We start from the raw sequence: 18420 nt of genomic DNA, 5'->3' as shown, positions 1-18420 counted from the left end.
TTCCCCGGCGTCGCTTTCCCTTGATCGATTCACAGAATTCACAGCGCGGCACAGGAATGGACGATCTTCCGTTCCCGCCGAATTCCCCGGCGCGACAGGTGAATTACGTGAACATGACGTTCGACGCCCCGTCACGAATATGACCCTGCTCACGCGCCGCTCGTCGATGCGGCGCATTACCGGGCCACTTGGAGCGAAGGAGTCAATTCGGACAGAAAGGCATCGATGCGGATCGGCCGGATAATCGAGTGGTCCGTTTCGCGGCATTCACGACGGTACGGGGTGCGGGTGAGATGTGTGTACGGAGCACGGTTGCCGGGGCACCCGTGCCGTATCGTCGTCGGCGAACGCGCCCCGCCGACGAGCCGCGTCGGCGGACGGATGGGAGGAGCACCCGTGACACAGCAGGTCCCGTCGACCGAACCCGAGCTGGCCGGAGTGCGCAACTTCCGCGATCTGGGCGGGCTGCCGACCGCGGACGGCCGGCGTGTGGCGTACGGCAGGCTGTTCCGCAGCGGCCACCTCGCCCATGCGACGGCCGAGGACGCGGTGTTCCTCGCCTCCCTGAACCTGCGCACGGTCTTCGACTTCCGCAACGCCGCGGACCACAGGCTGGAGGGTCCGGACGTGGAACTGCCGGGGGTGCGCAATGTCGGCCTGCCGCTGTCCGACCCGGCCGACGGGGCGGAGTTCTGGCGGATGGTGCGCGAGGGGAACCTGGAGCAGCTGCGGGAACTGCTGTCCGACGGCCGCGCCGAGGAACGCATGCTCACCTCGTACCGGGCGATCGTGCGCGGGCGTACGGCGGAGCACGCGCGGGTGCTGGGCGCGCTGGCCGACGGCGGCGCGCCCGCGCTGATGCACTGTTCGGCGGGGAAGGACCGGGCGGGCCTGTCGATCGCCGTGACCCTGCTCGCGCTGGGCGTGGAGCGGGACGCGATCGTCGCCGACTATCTGGAGTCCAACGCGAAGCACCGCCGGTACAAGGTGCGGCGCAGCGCCTCCTCGGGGGACGCGTACGCCCCCGAGGTGATGGAGCTGCTCGCCCCGCTGTTCGACGCGCGGGCCGAGTACCTCCAGGCGGCGTTCGCCGCGATCGAGGAGACCTGGGGCGGGGTGGACGCCTATCTGGAGCGGGGGCTCGGGGTCACCCCCGAGGTGCGCGCACGGCTGCGCGAGCACCTGCTGGGCTGAAGTGTTCCGCGCAAGCGGCTACTTGGCGCCCACCTCGAACAGCAGCCAGATGAACGCGGCGAAGAGATGCCCGACGGCCAGGTACACGAGCAGCCTGACCCACAGGGCACGCGGGAACTTGGTCTCGAAGTCGCTCATGGGGTGTCTCCGGTGAGGGGGCCGAGGCAGAGCGCGGTGCTGGGGCTCTGCAAGAGGGTGTGGACGAACAGCAGATCGCAGCCGGCCCGGTCGGCGGCGGCGAGGCGGTGCGGGGTGAGCGAGTCGAAGTGCGCGCTGTCCCCGGCGTCGAGAAGGTGCGCGGTGTCGCCGAGGCGGAGGCGGAGGCGGCCCTTCAGGACGTACAGCCACTCCTCGCCCGGGTGGACGCGGACGATGTCGCCCTGCGCGCCGTGCGGGACGTGGACACGCAGGGCCTGCATGCCGCGGGCGGGGGCGCCGGCCTGCCAGTACGTCCAGCCGCCGGCGCGGGTCGGTTCCGCGTCGGCGGCGCGGACGACGGCGTCGCGTTCGGTGACCGTCTCGCCGAGCAGTTCGGAGACGGTCGTACCGTAGACGCGGGCGAGGGTGAGGAGGACGGGGAGGGAGGGGTGACGGTGGCCGGTCTCCAGGCGGGAGAGGTGGGCCGGGGAGAGGTTCGCGGCCCGGGCCGCGGTCTCCAGGGTCATCCCTGTGCGGTGGCGGAGGGCGCGGAGGTGGGGGGCGACGGTGGGGAGACCCGCGCCGGGCTCCGCCGGAGGCGACGGATCGGAAGGGCTCATACCCCCGATTGAGCCAGACTTTTGCCCGGCGGGCAATTTTCTTGCCTGGGAGGCAAAGGAGGGCTCCTGCTCGCAGTTTTCTCGCCCCCGCCGCCCCTACCCTTCCCGTCCCTTCAAAGGGGCTCCGCCCCTTGGACCCCGGCACGGGGCTTCGCCCCGTTGTGCGCAGTTCCCCGCGCCCCTGATAGGGGCGCGGGGAGCCCCCGGGGGACGGGAAGGGTAGGGGCGGCGGGGGCGAGGAAACCCTCCCGGGCGACCCCCTACCTCGTCGCCACCGCCTGCTTCACCAGTGTCTTGCCGAAGTCCCACATGAGACCCCCGTCATGCGCGTCGTCCATCACCGCGGTGAACGCCTCCACGAACCGGTCGACATCCGCCTCGTCCACCACCAGCGGCGGAATCAGCTTGATCACCTCCAGGTGATCCCCCGACACCTGCGTCAGGATCCGGTGCCGCTGCAACAACGGCACCACCACCATCTGCGCGAACAACCCCTTCCGCGCCGCCTGTAGCATCGCCCACCGGCTCCGCAGCTTCAGCGACTTCGGCCGGCCGAACTCGATGCCGATCATCAGCCCGCGCCCCCGCACCTCGGAGAGCAGCTCGTACCGCTCCGTCAGCGCCGCGAGCCCCGACTTCAGCCGCTCCCCCATCGCCCGGGCGTGCGCGACGATCTGCTCGTTCTCCATGACGTGCAGCACCGCGAGACCCGCCGCCATCGCCTGCGCGTTGGCACCGAAGCTGGCGGAGTGGACGAGCACGCGGTCCATGGACGAGTAGACCTTCTTGAAGATCCAGTCCTTGCCGAGCGTCGCCGACACCGGCACGTACCCGCCCGACAGGGACTTCGCCACGCACACCAGGTCCGGCTCGACGCCGTCCTCGTGCTGGTAGGCGTAGAAGTCGCCGGTGCGGCCGAGCCCGGTCTGCACCTCGTCGGCGATGAGCAGCGCCTTGTGCTTGTGGAGCAGCTCCTGCGCGGCGCGCAGATAGCCGGGCGGGGCCTCGTGCACGCCCTTGCCCTGGATCGGTTCGACGATGAGCGCGGCGACGTCGCCCTTCTTCAGCTCCCGGGCCAGCGCGTCGAGGTCGCCGAGCGGCACCGCGGTGTCGGGGAGCAGCGGGGCGAAGCCGTCACGGAAGCCGTCCTCGCCGTTGACGGAGAGGGAGCCGGTGGTCAGCCCGTGGAAGGCGTGGGCGCAGTACAGGACGCGGCGCCGCCCGGTGGCGTACCGGGCGAACTTCAGCGCGGTCTCGACCGCCTCGGTGCCGCTGTTGCCGAAGAAGACGCGGTCCAGGTGCGGGCTGTGGGAGAGCAGCTTCTCGGCGAGCAGTCCGGGCAGCGGCGGACAGTCGAACCGGGTCAGGTCGGCGAGGTCGGCGTCGAGGACGTCGTGCAGGGCCTTGCGGACCACCGGGTGGTGGCGGCCGAGGCCCATGACGCCGAACCCGGCGAGCATGTCCAGGTAGTCGTTGCCGTCGGCGTCCCAGAAGTGGGCGCCCTCGGCCCGTTCGTAGACCTTGTCGAAGCCGATGGTGTGCAGCATGCGCGGCAGCTGGTGGTTGACGTAGCGGCCGTGCAGGTCGTAGCGCTCGCCCCCGCGCGCGGCGAGCAGCCCCGCGAGGTCGAACTCCTCGCCCTTCGCGGCCTCCTGGCTCGGGGCGGATTCCGCGGTGGTCATACGTGGCTCTCCTCGGACGTCTTCGCTTGCGGTTCGGTCTGCTGCCCCGGCCGGGCGCCGGCGGTGCCCTCGGGACCCGCCGTGAGGCATCCGCTGATCCGCCCGGCGATCTCGACAGGGGTCAGCCCGATGTCGGCGAGCACCTCGCCGCGTTTGGCGTGCGCGAGGAACTGCTCCGGGATGCCGAAGCGGCGTACGGGTACGTCCACGTCGGCGTCGCCGAGGGCGAGCGCGACGGCGGAACCGACTCCGGCGGCCCGGCTGTTGTCCTCGACGACGGCGACCATGCGGTGCCGGGCGGCGAGGCCGGGCAGGGCGGGGTCGACGGGTTTGACCCAGCGCGGGTCGACGACGGTGCAGCCGGTGCCGCGCGCTTCGAGGAGTTCGGCGGCCTGGAGGCAGACGGGCGCCATGACGCCGACGGCGACGAGGAGTACCTCGGGGGCCTCCGCCCGGTGCAGTACGTCCATCCCGCCGATCCGCTCCAGGGCCGGGATCGCGGGGCCGACCGACTCCTTGGGGAAGCGGACCAGCGTGGGCGCGTCGTCCACGGCGAGGGCCTCGCGCAGTTCGGCACGGAGCTGGTCGGCGTCGCGCGGCGCGGCGATCCGCAGTCCGGGGACGACCTGGAGCATCGACATGTCCCACATGCCGTTGTGCGAGGGGCCGTCGACGCCGGTGACGCCGGCCCGGTCCAGGACGAAGGTGACCCCGCAGCGGTGCAGGGCCACGTCCATCAGGAGCTGGTCGAAGGCGCGGTTGAGGAAGGTGGCGTAGACGGCGACGACGGGGTGCAGTCCCCCGGTGGCGAGTCCGGCCGCGCTGACGGCGGCGTGCTGTTCGGCGATGCCGACGTCCCACACCCGGTCGGGGAACCGTTCGGCGAACTTCCCCAGGCCCACGGGGTGCAGCATGGCGGCCGTGATCGCGACGACGTCCTCGCGTTCCTCGCCGATGGCCGCGATCTCCTCGCCGAACACCGAGGTCCAGGAGGGGCCCCCGGCCGGGGCGAGGGGTGCGCAGGTGAGCGGGTCCATGACGCCGACGGTGTGGAAGTGGTCCTCCTCGTGGGCGAGCGCGGGTTCGTAGCCGCGGCCCTTCTCCGTGAGGCAGTGGACCAGGACGGGGCCGTGGAAGCGTTTCGCGCGGCGCAGCGCGGACTCGACGGCCCCGATGTCGTGTCCGTCGATGGGGCCGACGTACTTCAGGCCCAGGTCCTCGAACATGCCCTGCGGGGCGAAGGCGTCCTTGAACCCCTTCTTGGCGCCGTGCAGGGCTTCGTAGACGGTGTTGCCGACGACGGGGGTGCGCTGGAGCATGCCCTTGCCCCAGGCGAGCGCCTTCTCGTAGCCGTCGGTGGTGCGCAGGGTGGCCAGGTGGTTGGCGAGGCCGCCGATGGTGGGCGCGTAGGAGCGTTCGTTGTCGTTGACGACGATGATCAGCGGTCGGTCCTTGGCGGCGGCGATGTTGTTCAGCGCCTCCCAGGCCATGCCGCCGGTGAGCGCGCCGTCGCCGATGACGGCGACGACGTGCCCCTCCTCGCCGCGCACCTCGCGGGCCTTGGCGAGGCCGTCGGCCCAGCCGAGCGCGGTGGAGGCGTGGCTGTTCTCGATGACGTCGTGCTCGGACTCCTCGCGCGAGGGGTAGCCGGACAGTCCGCCCTTGCCGCGCAGTTTGGAGAAGTCCTGACGGCCGGTCAGGAGCTTGTGCACGTAGCTCTGGTGGCCGGTGTCCCACAGGATGCGGTCGGCCGGCGACTCGAAGACCCGGTGGAGCGCGACGGTCAGTTCCACCACGCCCAGATTGGGCCCGAGGTGTCCGCCGGTCCTGGCGACGGCGTGGATGAGGAACTGCCGTATCTCTTCGGACAGTTCGCCGAGTTCCGCCTCGGACAGCGCCTTCAGGTCGCGTGGTCCCCGGATGTTCTCCAGCTTGGTCACGCTCGGGCCCCCTCTCGGTCCGTGCTGTTCAGCTCACGGTGACGGCCGGCTCCCCCGAACCGGTGCCGTCCTTCTCCATCTGCTCCGCGATCTTCATCGCCTCGTCGATGAGGGTCTCCACGATCTTCGACTCGGGGACGGTCTTGATGACCTCGCCCTTGACGAAGATCTGCCCCTTGCCGTTGCCGGAGGCCACCCCGAGGTCGGCCTCCCGGGCCTCGCCGGGGCCGTTGACGACGCAGCCCATGACCGCGACGCGCAGCGGCACCTCCATTCCCTCGAGGCCCGCCGTGACCTCCTCGGCCAGCTTGTACACGTCGACCTGGGCCCGGCCGCAGGACGGGCAGGAGACGATCTCCAGCCGGCGCTCCCGCAGCCCCAGCGACTGAAGGATCTGGATGCCGACCTTGACCTCCTCGGCCGGCGGCGCGGACAGCGACACCCGGATGGTGTCGCCGATGCCCTGGGAGAGCAGCGCGCCGAAGGCGACGGCCGACTTGATGGTGCCCTGGACCGGTAGGCCTCGATCATCACGACCGGGTCGTTGTGCTTGACCGAGATCTTGATGTCCCGGAAGTCGTGCTCCTCGAAGAGGGACGCCTCCCACAGCGCCGACTCCACGAGGGCCTCCGGCGTCGCCCTGCCGTACTTCTGGAGCAGCCGCCGGTCCAGGGAGCCCGCGTTCACACCGATACGGATCGGCGTGCCGTGGTCCTTCGCCGCCCTGGCGATCTCCCTGACCTTGTCGTCGAACTGCTTGATGTTGCCCGGGTTGACCCGGACCGCCGCGCACCCGGCCTCGATGGCGGCGAACACGTACTTGGGCTGGAAGTGGATGTCCGCGATGACCGGGATCTGCGACTTGCGCGCGATGGTCGCCAGCGCGTCCGCGTCGTCCTGCGTGGGGCAGGCGACACGGACGATCTGGCAGCCGGACGCGGTCAGCTCCGCGATCTGCTGCAGCGTGGCACCGATGTCCGACGTACGGGTCGTCGTCATCGACTGCACCGACACCGGGGCACCGCCCCCGACCGCCACGGGACCGACGTGGATCTGCCGCGACACGCGCCGCGGCGCCACCGGCCTCATGGGCACTTCGGGGACGCCCAGGGAAACGGCGGTCATGGCCTCACCTGGTGCTTCCCGCGTTCGCGGTGTTCCCCGAGTTGCCCGCGACCGTCTCCCGCATGGCGCGCAGGGACTCCTTGAGCGAGCCCATGGTGGCCATGACGGCGGTCGGCTCGTAGCCGCAGTGCGCCATGCAGTTGTCGCAGCGCGGGTCCTTGCCGCGGCCGTACTTGTCCCAGTCGGTCTTCTCGATCAGCTCCCGGTACGTCGGCACATAGCCGTCCGCCATCAGGTAGCAGGGGCGCTGCCAGCCGAAGAGCGAGTAGTTGGGGATCGCCCAGGCGGTGCACGGGAAGTCGACCTTGCCCTCGAGGAAGTCGAGGAACAGCGGCGAGTGGTTGAGCCGCCACTTGCGGCGGTTGCCGCCCGCGAAGCTCTTCTTGAACAGCTCGCGGGTCTGCTCCACGCCCAGGAAGTGGTCCTGGTCGGGCGCCTTCTCGTAGGCGTAGGCGGGCGAGATCATCATCTCGTCGACCTTGAGGTCGTCGTTGAGGTAGTTGAGCACCTCGATGATGGTCTGCGGGGTGTCGGTGTTGAAGAACGTCGAGTTGGTGGTGACCCGGAAGCCGCGCCGCTTGGCCTCCTTGATGGCCTCCACCGCCTCGTCGAACACACCCTCCTTGGCCACCGACTCGTCGTGGCGCTCGCGCAGTCCGTCGATGTGCACGGTGAACGCGAAGTAGGGGGAGGGCGTGAACTTGTCCATCTTCTTGCGCAGCAGCATGGCGTTGGTGCACAGGAAGACGTACTTCCGCTTCGCCACCAGCTGACGCACGATCTCGTCGATCTGGGGGTGCATCAGCGGTTCGCCGCCGGCGATCGACACCATCGGCGCGCCGGACTCCAGCACCGCGCCGACGGCCTGGGCCACCGGCATGCGCTGCTTGAGCACCCCGGCCGGGTGCTGGATCTTGCCGCAGCCCTCGCACTTCAGATTGCAGGCATAGAGGGGTTCCAGCTCCACGATGAGCGGAAACTTCTCCCGCTTGCGGAGCTTCTGTTCAGCCAGATACGTAGCGACCTTGATGGACTGGCGCAACGGCATGGCCATCGGGCTCACCTCCGGGGGAGCAGCAAGGATCGGTGCCATTCGAAAAATGCGGGAAGTACGGCACGAAGAACGCGGAAAGCAGATATTCCACCGCGCACCGTGCCGATTCGGACGAGTTCATGTTCTGGAGCGTCCACGACCACTCGGACGGCCGCAACCGGGCGCGCGCCCGTACGCACGGCGCTGTGGAGCGTGGCGGCGGACTCCATGTCCACCGCGATCGCGCCGGTGGCGAGCAGGTCGGCGCGTTCGTGGCCGCGCACGACGTGGTCGGAGCCGGTGAGCGGGCCGGTGTGCACGGTACGGCCGGGGACCGCCCGTACCAGCTCCTTGACCAGCAGTTCGGTGCCGACGCAGGGGGTGGCCCCGCGTGGATCGCGGGTCTCCTCCGCGACGACGAGGTCGCCGGGGTGCATGCCGGGGGCGAGCCCGGCGCAGAACCCGGTGGCCACCACGGCGGCGTCGCGCAGCTCCGGGCCGGCGAGCATCCGGGTGACCGCGCGTTCGGCGGCCTGGGGGCCCATGCCGGTGCGCAGTACGGTGACCGGCCCGCTCCCGGCGCCGGGGCGGCCGGCGCCGCGCCCGCCGCCGCTGCGCAGCGCGAGGCGCTCGATGCCGAGCGCGCAGGCGACGAGCAGCGGGGTGGGAGCGGGCCGGGTGGTCATCCGCGCCCCTCGGTGGCGGCGAGGGCGCCGCCCGTGCGCCCGGTGAGCTTGGTGAAGGGCTCGCCGTGGACGTAGCGGCCGAGTGCGGTCAGCGGGAAGACCTGCCGGTAGAGGTGGTAGTTGATGGAGAAGTCCCAGGGGAAGCCGGTGCCGGTGAACTGGGGTTCGTCCCAGGAGCCGTCCTCGCGCTGGGTGGCGGCCAGCCAGGCGATGCCCCGCTCGACGGCCTTGGAGTCCTGCTCCCCGGCCGCGAGGAGCGCCATCAGGGCCCAGGCGGTCTGGGAGGCGGTGGAGTCGCCGCGCCCGCTCCACTTGGCGACCTCGTGGTAGGAGCGCAGGTCCTCGCCCCAGCCGCCGTCGTCGTTCTGCACGGACTCCAGCCAGGCCACCGCGCGGCGGATGGCGGGGTGGGAGGCGGGCAGTCCGGCGGCGGTCAGCGCGGGCACCACCGACCCGGTGCCGTAGATGTAGTTGACGCCCCAGCGCCCGAACCAGGAGCCGTCCTCCTCCTGTTCGGCGAGCAGCCAGTCGACGCCGCGGCGGGTGCGCGGGTCGTGGGCGAGGCCCTCGACGGCGAGCATCTCCACCACGTGCGCGGTGACGTCGGCGGAGGGCGGGTCGATGACCTCGCCGAAGTCGCAGAACGGCAGCCGGTTGGGGAACCTGCTGGTGTTGTCGACGTCGAAGGCGCCCCAGGCGCCGTTCTTCGACTGCATCCCCAGGTTCCAGACGACGCCGCGGCCGATCGCCTTCTCCACCCGCTGGGGGTCGTGGTGGCCGACCCGGCGCAGGGCGAGGACGACCTCGGCGGTGTCGTCGATGTCGGGGTAGTTGTCGTTGTGGAACTCGAACGCCCAGCCGCCGGGCGGCAGTCCGGGGCGCTTCACCGACCAGTCGCCGGGGCGCACGATCTGCTCGCCGAGCATCCAGTCGGCCGCCTTGACCAACTGCGGGTGGTCGGCGGGCAGTCCGGCGTCGGCGAGGGCGATGGTGGCGAGACAGGTGTCCCAGACCGGGGACTGGCAGGCCTCGATCATGCGGGCGCCGTCCTCGCGCCAGACGGCGAAACGGTCCAGCGATTCCAGGCCCGCGCGCATCACGGGGTGCTGGAGGTCGTAGCCGAGCAGGTAGAGGGCGATGACGGAGTAGACGGCGGGCGGCTGGATGCCGCCCCAGCAGCCGTCGTTCTCCTGCCGTTCGACGATCCACCGGGCGGCACTGTTCATGGCGGCCCGGCGCAGCCGGCGCGGTGCCACCTTGCGGAAGCGGTGCAGGGCCTTGTCCAGGCGCTGGAAGACGCCGTCCCAGGTGCCCAGGGGCGCGAAGGGGCGGGGCGGGTTGGGGCGGTCGGGGTCGACGTGGAGCTCGTCCAGCGGGAAGGGCGCCGGACGCACCGGGCGCTTGGCGGAGACGATGGTCAGGGGCACGATCGTCTGCCGTGCCCAGCAGCCGAAGTCATAAATGTTGAGCGGGAACCAAGTAGGGAAGTAAATGAGCTCGGGCGGAAGTTCGGGCAGGTCCTCCCATTTCCACCAGCCGAACAGGGCCAGCCAGATCCGGGTGAAGACGCGGGACGCGGCGATGCCGCCCTGTGCGCGGACCCAGGCGGAGGCCTTCGCCATGTGCGGGGCGTCCGGGGCGTCGCCGGCCAGCCGCAGGGCGACGTAGGCCTCGATGGTGGTGGACAGTTCGGCGGGGCCGCCGTGGAAGGTGGCCCAGGTGCCGTCCGCGCGCTGCTCGCCGCGGATGAAGAGGGCGGCGGCCTGCGTGGTGCGGTCGTCGCGGATACCGAGGAACTGGCGGAGCAGGAGATCCTCGGCGTCCATGGTGACGTTGGTCTCCAGGTCGCCCTTCCACCAGCCCTGGGCGTCCTGGCGGGCGAGCAGGAAGTCGGTGGCGCGCAGCATGGCGCGGGTGGCGACGTCGCGGGTGCCGGCCGCGACGGGGGCCTTGGGGGTGCCGGTCGTACTGGCCGGCCCGATGTCGCCGGTGGTGCTGATGTTGCCGGTGGTGCTGATGGTGCTGTTGTTGCCGATGGCGCTTTCGCTGGCCGAGGCAGCGCGGGGCGGGAGGGCCCCGGTACTTCCGTCGGTCGTCGCTGTCATGGCTTCCCCTTCGTGCAGTGGTGTCTCTCTGCTGGGTCCGCCGTCGACCGGTGCTCGCGGCACCGGCCGGCGACTACGCGAGGCTCGTTGAACCGATAGTGATCATCTCTTCCGTACGACGACGAAGTCGGCGAGCGCGGTGAGCTGCGCCCGCACCTGGTCCGGCATCCGGACCGAGTCCAGTGCCCGCACGGCCACCTCGTGCTGGCGGCGGGCCTCCTGCTCGGTCCACTCGCGGCCGCCCGCCTCCTCGATCAGGGCGGCGCGCGCGGCGAACTCCTCCTCGGTGAAGTTCTCGAAGTCGCTGTTCTTGGCGTCCTCGGCGAGGATCCGCCCGAGCTTCTCGGAGGCGGGTCCGCCGGCGGCGAGCGCGGCGACGACGGGCAGGGACTTCTTGCGCTGGCGCAGATCGCTCCAGGCCTGTTTGCCGGTGGCGTCCGGGTCGCCCCAGATGCCGAGGAGGTCGTCGACGGCCTGGAAGGCCAGGCCGAGGTGGTGGCCGTACGTCTCGAGCGTGTCGGCCGTTGCGTCGTCGGCACCGCCGAGCACGGCGCCGATGGAGCAGGCGCAGGCGAGCAGGGCGCCGGTCTTGTTGCCCTCCATCTCCAGGCACTCCTCGACGCTGACGCGGTCGCGGTGCTCGTAGGAGATGTCCTGGGCCTGACCGTCGATCAGGGCGCGGCTCGCGGCGGTGAGCCGGCGGGTGGCGCGGCCGGCCTCGACGGTGCCGAGTTCCAGCAGCACCTCGTTGGCCAGCGCGAACAGGGCGTCGCCGACCAGGATGGCCTGGGCGGGGCCGTGCACCTTCCACACCGTGTCGCGGTGCCGGCGCTGCTCGTCGCCGTCCATCAGGTCGTCGTGCAGCAGGGAGAAGTTGTGCACCAGCTCGACGGCGACGGCGCCGGGGACGCCGACCTCGGGGGCGGCGCCGGCGGCCTGCGCGGAGAGCAGGGCGAGGGCGGGGCGCACGGCCTTGCCGCCGTCGCCGTCGGCGGGGTTGCCGGCCGCGTCGATCCAGCCGAAGTGGTAGGCGGCGACGGTGTCCATCGGCGGCGCCAAGCGGTCGACGGCCGCCCGGAGCACCGGGGTGGCCAGGGTGCGGCCGCGCTCCAGGAGCGCGGTCACGTCCACCGCGGTCGCTGACGCGGCCGGGGACGCCGGGGGCACGGTGGGCACAGTCTCTCCTCTTGTCGCATGAGCGGGAGCCCGGGTGGCAGTTCCCCGCTGATCGGCTTTCATGCCGCCTCCTCGTGCAGGGCGAGGAGATGGTCCCGGGGCCGGCCCAGCGCGCCGAGCGCCGCGTCCGCGGCGGCGGCGCCGCTGCGGACCGCGCCCTCCATGGTCGCGGGCCATCCGGTGGCGGTCCACGCGCCGGCCAGGTAGAGGCCGGGGGCGTGAGTGCGGGCGCCGGGCCTGAGCCCTGCGGTGCCCGGGGCGGGGGCGAAGGTGGCGGTGCGTTCCCGCGTGACGAAGAAGTCGCGCACGCGGGCCTCGCGGGCGGCGGGCAGCAGCCGTTCCAGCTCGGGCAGGAACCGCTCCCGCAGGGCGGCGACGGGCTCGTCGATCAGGTCCTGGGCGGCCGACTGGGACAGCGCCAGGTACTGGCCCTCGCGCAGCCCGGAGGCCTCGGTGCGGTCGAAGACCCACTGCACCGGGGAGCCGAGGGCGGCGAAGAAGGGCCGGGTCAGCACCCGGCGGTCGTAGACGACGTGGACGTTGAGGATCGGTGCGGTGCCGAGCTCCAGCAGCCGCTCCGGTTCCTCCAGCGCCCCCTCGGGCAGCAGGGCGTGGGCCTCGCGCTGGGGCACGGCGAGGACGACGGTGTCGGCCTCGAGGGTCTCGCCGGGAACCGAGACGCTCCAACGCCCGTTCTCGTAAGGGGAAACGGAGGTGACTCGTGTACGGACTTCGGTACGCACGCCCGCGGAGTCGAGCGCCTTGCGGGCCAGGGTGTCGTGCAGTTCGCCCAGCGGGACGCGCGCCCAGCCGATGTCGGCGGCTCCCGGGTCGGACAGCAGACCGGTCTTGAACACCATCGCGGCGAGCGCCAGGGAGGCGTCCTGGGCCACCGCGTTGAGGGTGGCGACCCCCACGAGGTCCCACAGTGCCTCGACGGCACGCTCCGACTGACCGTGCGCGGCCAGCCAGCTGCCGAAGTCCTGCGCGTCCAGCGCCGGGTCGTCGAGGTCCAGGGCACGGAGGGCCAGGGCGGCTCTGCCCACCTTCGCGCGCTCGGCCAGCGAGAGGTGCGGGTAGGTGGCGAGGCTGCGCCCGAGGTGCAGGGGCACGGGCAGCGCGTCGCGCCGCAGCGTGCCGAGTCTGCGTCCCGGTTTCCGCCGCGGGTCGACGACGGGCACGTCGAGCCGGTCCTGCAACGGGGCGAGGGAGGCGGCGTCGATGCGGTCGAGGAACCAGCGGTAGGCGGTGCAGCAGCGCAGATAGACGTGCTGGCCGTTGTCGACGGTGAGGTCGCCCCGGTGGAACGAGAAGGCGAGCCCGCCAAGGCGCGGTCTGCCCTCGAGAAGCGTGACCCGCACCCCGGCGTCGGCGAGCGCGAGCGCGGCGGTCACGCCGGCGAGCCCGCCGCCGACCACGACGGCGGTGGCCGGTCCCCCGGCGCCGCCGGCCGGATCCGTCCCCGGCTCGCCCGGCAGCGTGGCCTCGCTCATCGCACATCCTCCCCTGCGGCGCCACCGCGCGGGCGCGCCACCGCTGTCAGGGACGCGGCGCACCGCCGGAGGGTTGCCTGCCGGTTTCCGCCGGTCACCGCAGGCGGCCGCGGGCGGACGGGGCCGTCCGGGCCGGTGGCCGCCGACTCCGGCGGGCGGGCGGAGCCGCCGCCCCTCGCGGGCGCGCTCCCGGCGGCGCGTGCGCCGCGCACGCCGGTGACCGGCGAGGCCGGCAGGCGGTGAGAGCCGTCCAGGGCGGGCAGGCCGACGGCCGCCGGCGGCAGCGGGCGGGCGAGGTCGCCCGCGCCGGGTACGGGCGGCGGCCCGTACGTCGTTGCCCGGGTGCGCGTCACGCGCGCCTCCTGACCGTGCGGCGGGTGACGTTGCGGGCGTCGAGGCCGGAGAGGCCGCGGACCGCGACGTAGGCCTTCTCGTGGCCGGGCAGCGAGACCCGGCCGCGCAGCACGGCCTCCGGTTCGCGTGCGATGCGGTCCAGGAGCCGGCGGTAGATGCCCGCCATCGCGGCGACGCACGCGCCGCTGCGCCGGTCGAGCATGGGCAGCAGCCGGTAGCCCTCGGCGAAAAGAGCGCGGGCCCGACGCACTTCGAAGTGCACGAGGCCCGCGAAGTCGGAGCCCTCCGGTGGAGTGGGTCCGTCGAACCCGGCCGAGCAGCCGAATTTGGCGAGGTCGTCGGCGGGCAGGTAGGTACGGCCGGTCCCGGCGTCCTCCCGTACGTCCCGCAGGATGTTGGTGAGCTGGAGGGCGAGCCCCAGGGTGTCGGCGTACTCGGCGGCGCGGTCGGCGCCGCGCGCCCCCGGCTCGGTGCCGAACACGCCGAGCGAGAGCCGTCCGATCGCGCCGGCGACACAGCGGCAGTACGCCTTGAGGTCGTCCCACGTCTCGTAGGTCTCGCCGCCGACGTCCATCAGCACGCCGTCGATGAGCTCGTCGAGCCCGCCGAGCGGGATCGGGAACCGGTCGGCGGCGTGCGCGAGGGCGACGGCCACCGGGTCGGTGTCGTCCTCGCCGACCTCTCCCCCGCGCACCCGGGCGAGCAGCGCCCGGGTGTCCTCGAGGCGGGCCTTCTTGACGTCGTCCGCCAGCTCGCCGTCACCGATGTCGTCCACCCGCCGGGAGAACGCGTACAGCGCGGACATCGCCCGGCGCTTCGGCGCCGGCAGCAGTCTGATGCCGTAGGCGAAGTTGCGGGCCTGCTGCCCGGTGACGGTCTCGCAGTAGCGGTACGCGGCGAGTACCGGTGGGGACACGTGCTGTTCCGACTCCACGGTCCGGATCACCCCTCTCCTCGCAGAGTCACGCCCACCTCGCGCAGCAACCGGAGCTTGCCGGGTTTGGGCGGGCCGGGAAGTACGTCGAAATCGGCGGCGGCGATCGCCCGGACCGCCGCCCTTCCTCCTGCCACGAACCCCGCGAGCAGCAGTCTGAGTCTGCCGTGGACGCTACCCACCAGGGGGGCGCCTTCATTCAGCAGGCCGAGGGCGCGTTCTGCTTCGTATGCAACCAGTGCGCGCACCGATGCGCCTGCTGAGGGGGTGGCGAGGTCCGCCTCCTGGACGTGAAAGCGTTTCATGTCCTCGGCGGGGAGGTAGATGCGGTCGCGGCCCAGGTCCTCGGCGACGTCCTGGAGGTGCTCGACGATCTGCAATGCGGTGCAGATGAGATCGGAGCGGCGGACGCGCTCGGGGGTCGTGGTGCCGGTGACGGCGAGTACGAGCCGGCCGACGGGGTTGGCCGACAGCTCGCAGTAGGCGAGCAGGTCGTCGTAGGTCTCGTAGCGGGTGACGAGCTGGTCCTGGCGGTTGGCGGCGATCAGCCCGAGGAAGGGTTCGGGGGTCAGCTCGCGGCGCCGGACCGTCGGCTGAAGCCGGCGCAGCAGGGGGTGGCGCGGGGTGGCGTCGAAGACGCGGCGCAGATCGGCCTCGAAGGCGTCGAGCAGGGCGAGCCGGTCGTCCGCCTGTTCGGGTGCGACGCCGAGGAGCCGGGCGTCGGCCCCGCCGGGGGCGAGGTCGCCGTCACCGATGTCGTCGACGAGGCGGGCGAAGCCGTAGACGGCCATCAGGTCGTCCCGCCAGGGGCGGGGCAGGAAGAACGGGGCCACGGGGAAGTTCTCGTCCGCGGCCTTGTCGAGGGTGTCGCGCTCGGGATCGCCGGCCCGCGTCGCGCCGGCGTCGGTCACCATGTGCCGCCCGGCCCGGGGACGGCGCATGCCTCGCGGAGGAGGAAATCATCCGTAGCCATTGCCGTCACATCTCCCGTTCTACCCTGCGGACCGAATACATCCTATTTAGAACACGCCGCCCGGATGTCCGCGCCGCGCGGCGTTCGTGCGGAAGGCGCGCGTTATCGACCCAGTTGCCGCGAAATCAGCACTCAGCTCAGCTTACGTTGTACAACTCAGCGTGCCGCGCGGGGGTGTCCTGCACATCACAACAACACACCGATTGCCGTCAAGATTCCTAACGACCGCAGGAGTTGACGTTTCTTTTGCGAATGAACAGGGGCCCTGCCGGATCACTCCGGCGGGGCCCCTGCGCACGAACGGGTCGTTGTGGGCTATTTGCCCGTGAACTTCTCGTACTCCTTGAGGACCTCGGCGGTCGGGCCGTCCATGCGCAGCTCCCCGCGTTCCAGCCACAGCACCCGGTCGCAGGTGTCCCGGATCGACTTGTTGTTGTGGCTGACGAGGAAGACGGTGCCGGCCTGCTTGCGCAGTTCCCGGATGCGTTCCTCGGAGCGCTTCTGGAACTTGCGGTCGCCGGTGGCGAGCGCCTCGTCGATCATGAGGACGTCGTGGTCCTTGGCGGCGGCGATGGAGAACCGCAGCCGGGCCGCCATGCCGGAGGAGTACGTCCGCATCGGCAGCGTGATGAAGTCGCCCTTCTCGTTGATGCCGGAGAAGTCGACGATGTCCTGGTAGCGCTCCCTGATCTGCTCGCGGGACATGCCCATGGCGAGACCGCCGAGGATGACGTTGCGCTCGCCGGTGAGGTCGTTCATCAGGGCCGCGTTGACGCCGAGCAGCGAGGGCTGGCCGTCGGTGTAGACCTTGCCGCTCTCGGCGGGGAGCAGTCCGGCGATGGCCCGCAGCAGGGTGGACTTGCCGGAGCCGTTGGAGCCGATCAGGCCGATGGCCTCGCCCCGGTAGGAGGTGAAGGAGACCCCGCGCACGGCGTGCACCTTGCGCACGCCCCGCTCCTCGCCCCGCTTCAGGATGCGGCTGAGGGCGGAGGTGGCGCTGCCCTTGCCGGTGCGGGCGCCGTTGACCCGGTAGACGATGTGCAGCTCGTCCGCGATCACGGTGGGGCGGTCGGAAACCTCAGCCACGGCCGTACCTCTCTTCCGCCTTCCAGAAGAACACGAACCCGCCCACGAAGAGGACGACGGCCCAGAACGCCGCGATCGCCCACACGTGCGACGGCAGATTGGAGGAACCGTACTCGTCGATCAGCGCGAAGCGCATCAGGTCCATGTAGACGGCGGCCGGGTTCACCTGGAGCACGTCGGCGATCCACCCCGGCTTGCCCTTGAGCATGTGCGTGATGGAGAACATCACGCCGGACGCGTACATCCAGGTGCGCATCACGAACGGCATCAGCTGGGCGAGGTCCGGGGTCTTGGAACCCAGCCGGGCCATGATCAGCGCGAGCCCGGTGTTGAAGAGGAACTGCAACACCAGGACGGGCACGACCAGCACCCAGGACAGCCCCGGCAGGCTGCCGAAGCCGACCACCACGAGCACCATGACGATCATCGAGAACAGCAGCTGCTGGAGCTGCTGGAGGGCGAACGAGATGGGGAGCGAGGCGCGCGGGAAGTGCAGCGCCCGCACCAGCCCCAGGTTGCCGGAGATCGCCCGCACGCCCGACATGACCGAGCTCTGGGTGAACGTGAAGGTGAAGACACCCGTCACCAGGAACGGGATGTACACGTCGTGGGACATGCCCCGGCTGGCGTTCAGGATCAGTCCGAAGATCAGGTAGTAGACGGCCGCGTTGAGCAGCGGCGTCGCCACCTGCCACAGCTGGCCCAGCTTGGCCTGGCTGTACTGGGCGGTGAGCTTCGCCTGCGAGAAGGCGAGGATGAAGTGGCGCCGCCCCCACAGCTGGCGGACGTACTCGACGAGCCCGGGCCGGGCGCCGCTGACGCTCAGTCCGTACTTGGCGGCCAGGTCGGCCGCGCTCATCCCGTCATCGGGCGACGGCCGGGCGCTCACCGCGACTCCGCCGTCATGCGTGGTCTCACTCACAGGTAGGAAGCTTTCGTCCTCAAGGAAGCGCGCCGGATCGGGCAGGGAAGAGCCCGGGGCGTGGTGTCGTCCCGCATGCTCTCAGATATCGAGCTTGTCAGATGACCGGAGGCCGGCCCAGTCGGGTCAGCCGCCACACCGTACGCCACTTCATGGGCCGGCGGGGTCCGCACGGGGACGCCCAGCCCTCGCGGAAGCCGCCGAACCACGCCTTGAGCGCGGCCCCCGAAGGACGCCGGGCCAGCGTCAGGAGCAGCCAGACCCCGAGGTAGACGGGGACGAGCGGGGCGGGCAGGTTGCGGCGGGCGAGCCAGACCCGGTTGCGGGCGACCATGCGGTGGTAGACCGCGTGCCGGGAGGGCGCCGTCGTCGGGTGGTACAGCACCATGTCGGAGCGGTAGTCGATCATCCAGCCGGCGTTCAGCGCCCGCCAGGCCAGATCGGTCTCCTCGTGGGCGTAGAAGAACTCGTCGGGCAGCCCGCCGACCTCGGCGAACACCTTGGTGCGGACGGCGTTGGCGCCGCCGAGGAAGGTGGTCACCCGCGAGGAGCGCATCGGGTCCGAGGCGCGCAGCCGGGGCACGTGGCGGCGCTGGGTGACGCCGGTCTCGGGGTCGGCGATGCGGAAGCTGACGATGCCGAGCTCCGGGTCGGCGGCGAACGCCTGCCGGCACAGCTCGGCGGTGTCGGTGCGGGCGAGCAGGCCGTCGTCGTCCAGGAAGAGCAGGATGTCGACGTCCTGGCCGCCCGGTCCGAAGGCCTCGATGCCGACGTTGCGGCCGCCGGGGATGCCGAGGTTCTCCGGCAGCTCCACCGTCCGCACGCCGTCCGGGACCTCGGGCACCGGCGAGCCGTTGCCGACCACGACCGCCGCGACCGGGTCGCCGTCCTGCTTGGCGACCGAGTCGAGCAGGGCGCGCAGCTCGTCGGGGCGGTTGCCCATGGTGATGATGACCGCG

16 protein-coding genes and 1 pseudogene are annotated in these 18420 nt (G+C 71.5%); 1 reads left to right on the top strand and 16 read right to left on the bottom strand.

The window, feature by feature from the left end; genetic code table 11:
• Positions 1-396: 396 nt before the first annotated feature.
• On the top strand, positions 397-1194 hold the full coding sequence (locus IO29_RS26220) for a tyrosine-protein phosphatase (RefSeq protein WP_030380262.1): 798 nt from the start codon (positions 397-399) through the stop codon (positions 1192-1194).
• Positions 1195-1212: 18 nt separating this feature from the next.
• Here IO29_RS26220 and IO29_RS26215 read toward each other — a convergent pair whose 3' ends face one another.
• The 16 genes and pseudogenes from IO29_RS26215 to IO29_RS26140 all read right to left on the bottom strand — a co-directional run bounded on the left by IO29_RS26215 (position 1213) and on the right by IO29_RS26140 (position 18404).
• Positions 1213-1332 carry a DUF6126 family protein gene (locus IO29_RS26215; RefSeq protein ID WP_033226447.1) on the bottom strand — a complete coding sequence of 40 codons (120 nt, stop codon included), beginning with the start codon at positions 1330-1332 and terminating at the stop codon, positions 1213-1215.
• Entirely contained in the window at positions 1329-1952 is a 624-nt protein-coding gene (locus tag IO29_RS26210) for a helix-turn-helix domain-containing protein (RefSeq protein WP_030380263.1), read from the bottom strand. Before IO29_RS26210 ends, IO29_RS26215 begins: the two co-directional genes overlap by 4 nt.
• Before the next feature lie 260 nt (positions 1953-2212).
• Positions 2213-3634, bottom strand: a complete 1422-nt coding sequence (locus IO29_RS26205; protein ID WP_030380264.1) for an aspartate aminotransferase family protein — start codon at positions 3632-3634, stop codon at positions 2213-2215.
• A complete protein-coding gene (gene dxs, locus IO29_RS26200; protein ID WP_030380265.1) occupies positions 3631-5574 on the bottom strand; it encodes a 1-deoxy-D-xylulose-5-phosphate synthase in 1944 nt (647 codons plus the stop codon). Before dxs ends, IO29_RS26205 begins: the two co-directional genes overlap by 4 nt.
• 28 nt (positions 5575-5602) lie before the next feature.
• Positions 5603-6699 (bottom strand): annotated as a pseudogene (ispG, locus tag IO29_RS26195) (flavodoxin-dependent (E)-4-hydroxy-3-methylbut-2-enyl-diphosphate synthase).
• Between the two features lie 4 nt (positions 6700-6703).
• On the bottom strand, positions 6704-7753 hold the full coding sequence (gene hpnH / locus IO29_RS26190; RefSeq protein WP_030382740.1) for an adenosyl-hopene transferase HpnH: 1050 nt from the start codon (positions 7751-7753) through the stop codon (positions 6704-6706).
• Between the two features lie 5 nt (positions 7754-7758).
• Complete coding sequence (locus tag IO29_RS26185; RefSeq protein ID WP_030382741.1) at positions 7759-8418, bottom strand: 5'-methylthioadenosine/S-adenosylhomocysteine nucleosidase family protein; 660 nt, start codon at positions 8416-8418, stop codon at positions 7759-7761.
• Complete coding sequence (gene shc / locus IO29_RS26180; protein ID WP_030382742.1) at positions 8415-10523, bottom strand: squalene--hopene cyclase; 2109 nt, start codon at positions 10521-10523, stop codon at positions 8415-8417. Before shc ends, IO29_RS26185 begins: the two co-directional genes overlap by 4 nt.
• A 102-nt stretch (positions 10524-10625) precedes the next feature.
• Entirely contained in the window at positions 10626-11762 is a 1137-nt protein-coding gene (locus tag IO29_RS26175; protein WP_030382743.1) for a polyprenyl synthetase family protein, read from the bottom strand.
• Positions 11759-13192 carry a hydroxysqualene dehydroxylase HpnE gene (hpnE, locus tag IO29_RS26170; protein ID WP_030382744.1) on the bottom strand — a complete coding sequence of 478 codons (1434 nt, stop codon included), beginning with the start codon at positions 13190-13192 and terminating at the stop codon, positions 11759-11761. The genes IO29_RS26175 and hpnE overlap by 4 nt, the downstream gene beginning before the upstream one ends.
• Entirely contained in the window at positions 13189-13545 is a 357-nt protein-coding gene (locus IO29_RS26165) for a DUF6380 family protein (RefSeq protein ID WP_030382745.1), read from the bottom strand. Before IO29_RS26165 ends, hpnE begins: the two co-directional genes overlap by 4 nt.
• The gene (gene hpnD / locus IO29_RS26160; protein ID WP_030382746.1) at positions 13542-14492 is read right to left on the bottom strand and encodes a presqualene diphosphate synthase HpnD; all 951 of its coding nucleotides are present in this window, start codon (positions 14490-14492) and stop codon (positions 13542-13544) included. Before hpnD ends, IO29_RS26165 begins: the two co-directional genes overlap by 4 nt.
• Entirely contained in the window at positions 14489-15421 is a 933-nt protein-coding gene (hpnC, locus tag IO29_RS26155; RefSeq protein ID WP_199806954.1) for a squalene synthase HpnC, read from the bottom strand. Before hpnC ends, hpnD begins: the two co-directional genes overlap by 4 nt.
• Positions 15422-15768: 347 nt before the next feature.
• Positions 15769-16539 carry an ABC transporter ATP-binding protein gene (locus IO29_RS26150; RefSeq protein WP_030382748.1) on the bottom strand — a complete coding sequence of 257 codons (771 nt, stop codon included), beginning with the start codon at positions 16537-16539 and terminating at the stop codon, positions 15769-15771.
• Positions 16532-17461 (bottom strand): ABC transporter permease, encoded by a 930-nt coding sequence (locus IO29_RS26145; protein WP_030382749.1) that lies wholly within the window; start codon positions 17459-17461, stop codon positions 16532-16534. Before IO29_RS26145 ends, IO29_RS26150 begins: the two co-directional genes overlap by 8 nt.
• A 97-nt stretch (positions 17462-17558) precedes the next feature.
• Positions 17559-18404 (bottom strand): glycosyltransferase family 2 protein, encoded by an 846-nt coding sequence (locus IO29_RS26140; protein WP_051707912.1) that lies wholly within the window; start codon positions 18402-18404, stop codon positions 17559-17561.
• Positions 18405-18420 lie beyond the last annotated feature (16 nt).

This window comes from Streptomyces sp. NRRL F-6676 (assembly GCF_000725625.1).
GTDB lineage: Bacteria > Actinomycetota > Actinomycetes > Streptomycetales > Streptomycetaceae > Streptomyces.
The sequence above is the reverse complement of the archived record's forward strand: the minus strand, read 5'-3'. Positions and strand labels throughout refer to the sequence as shown.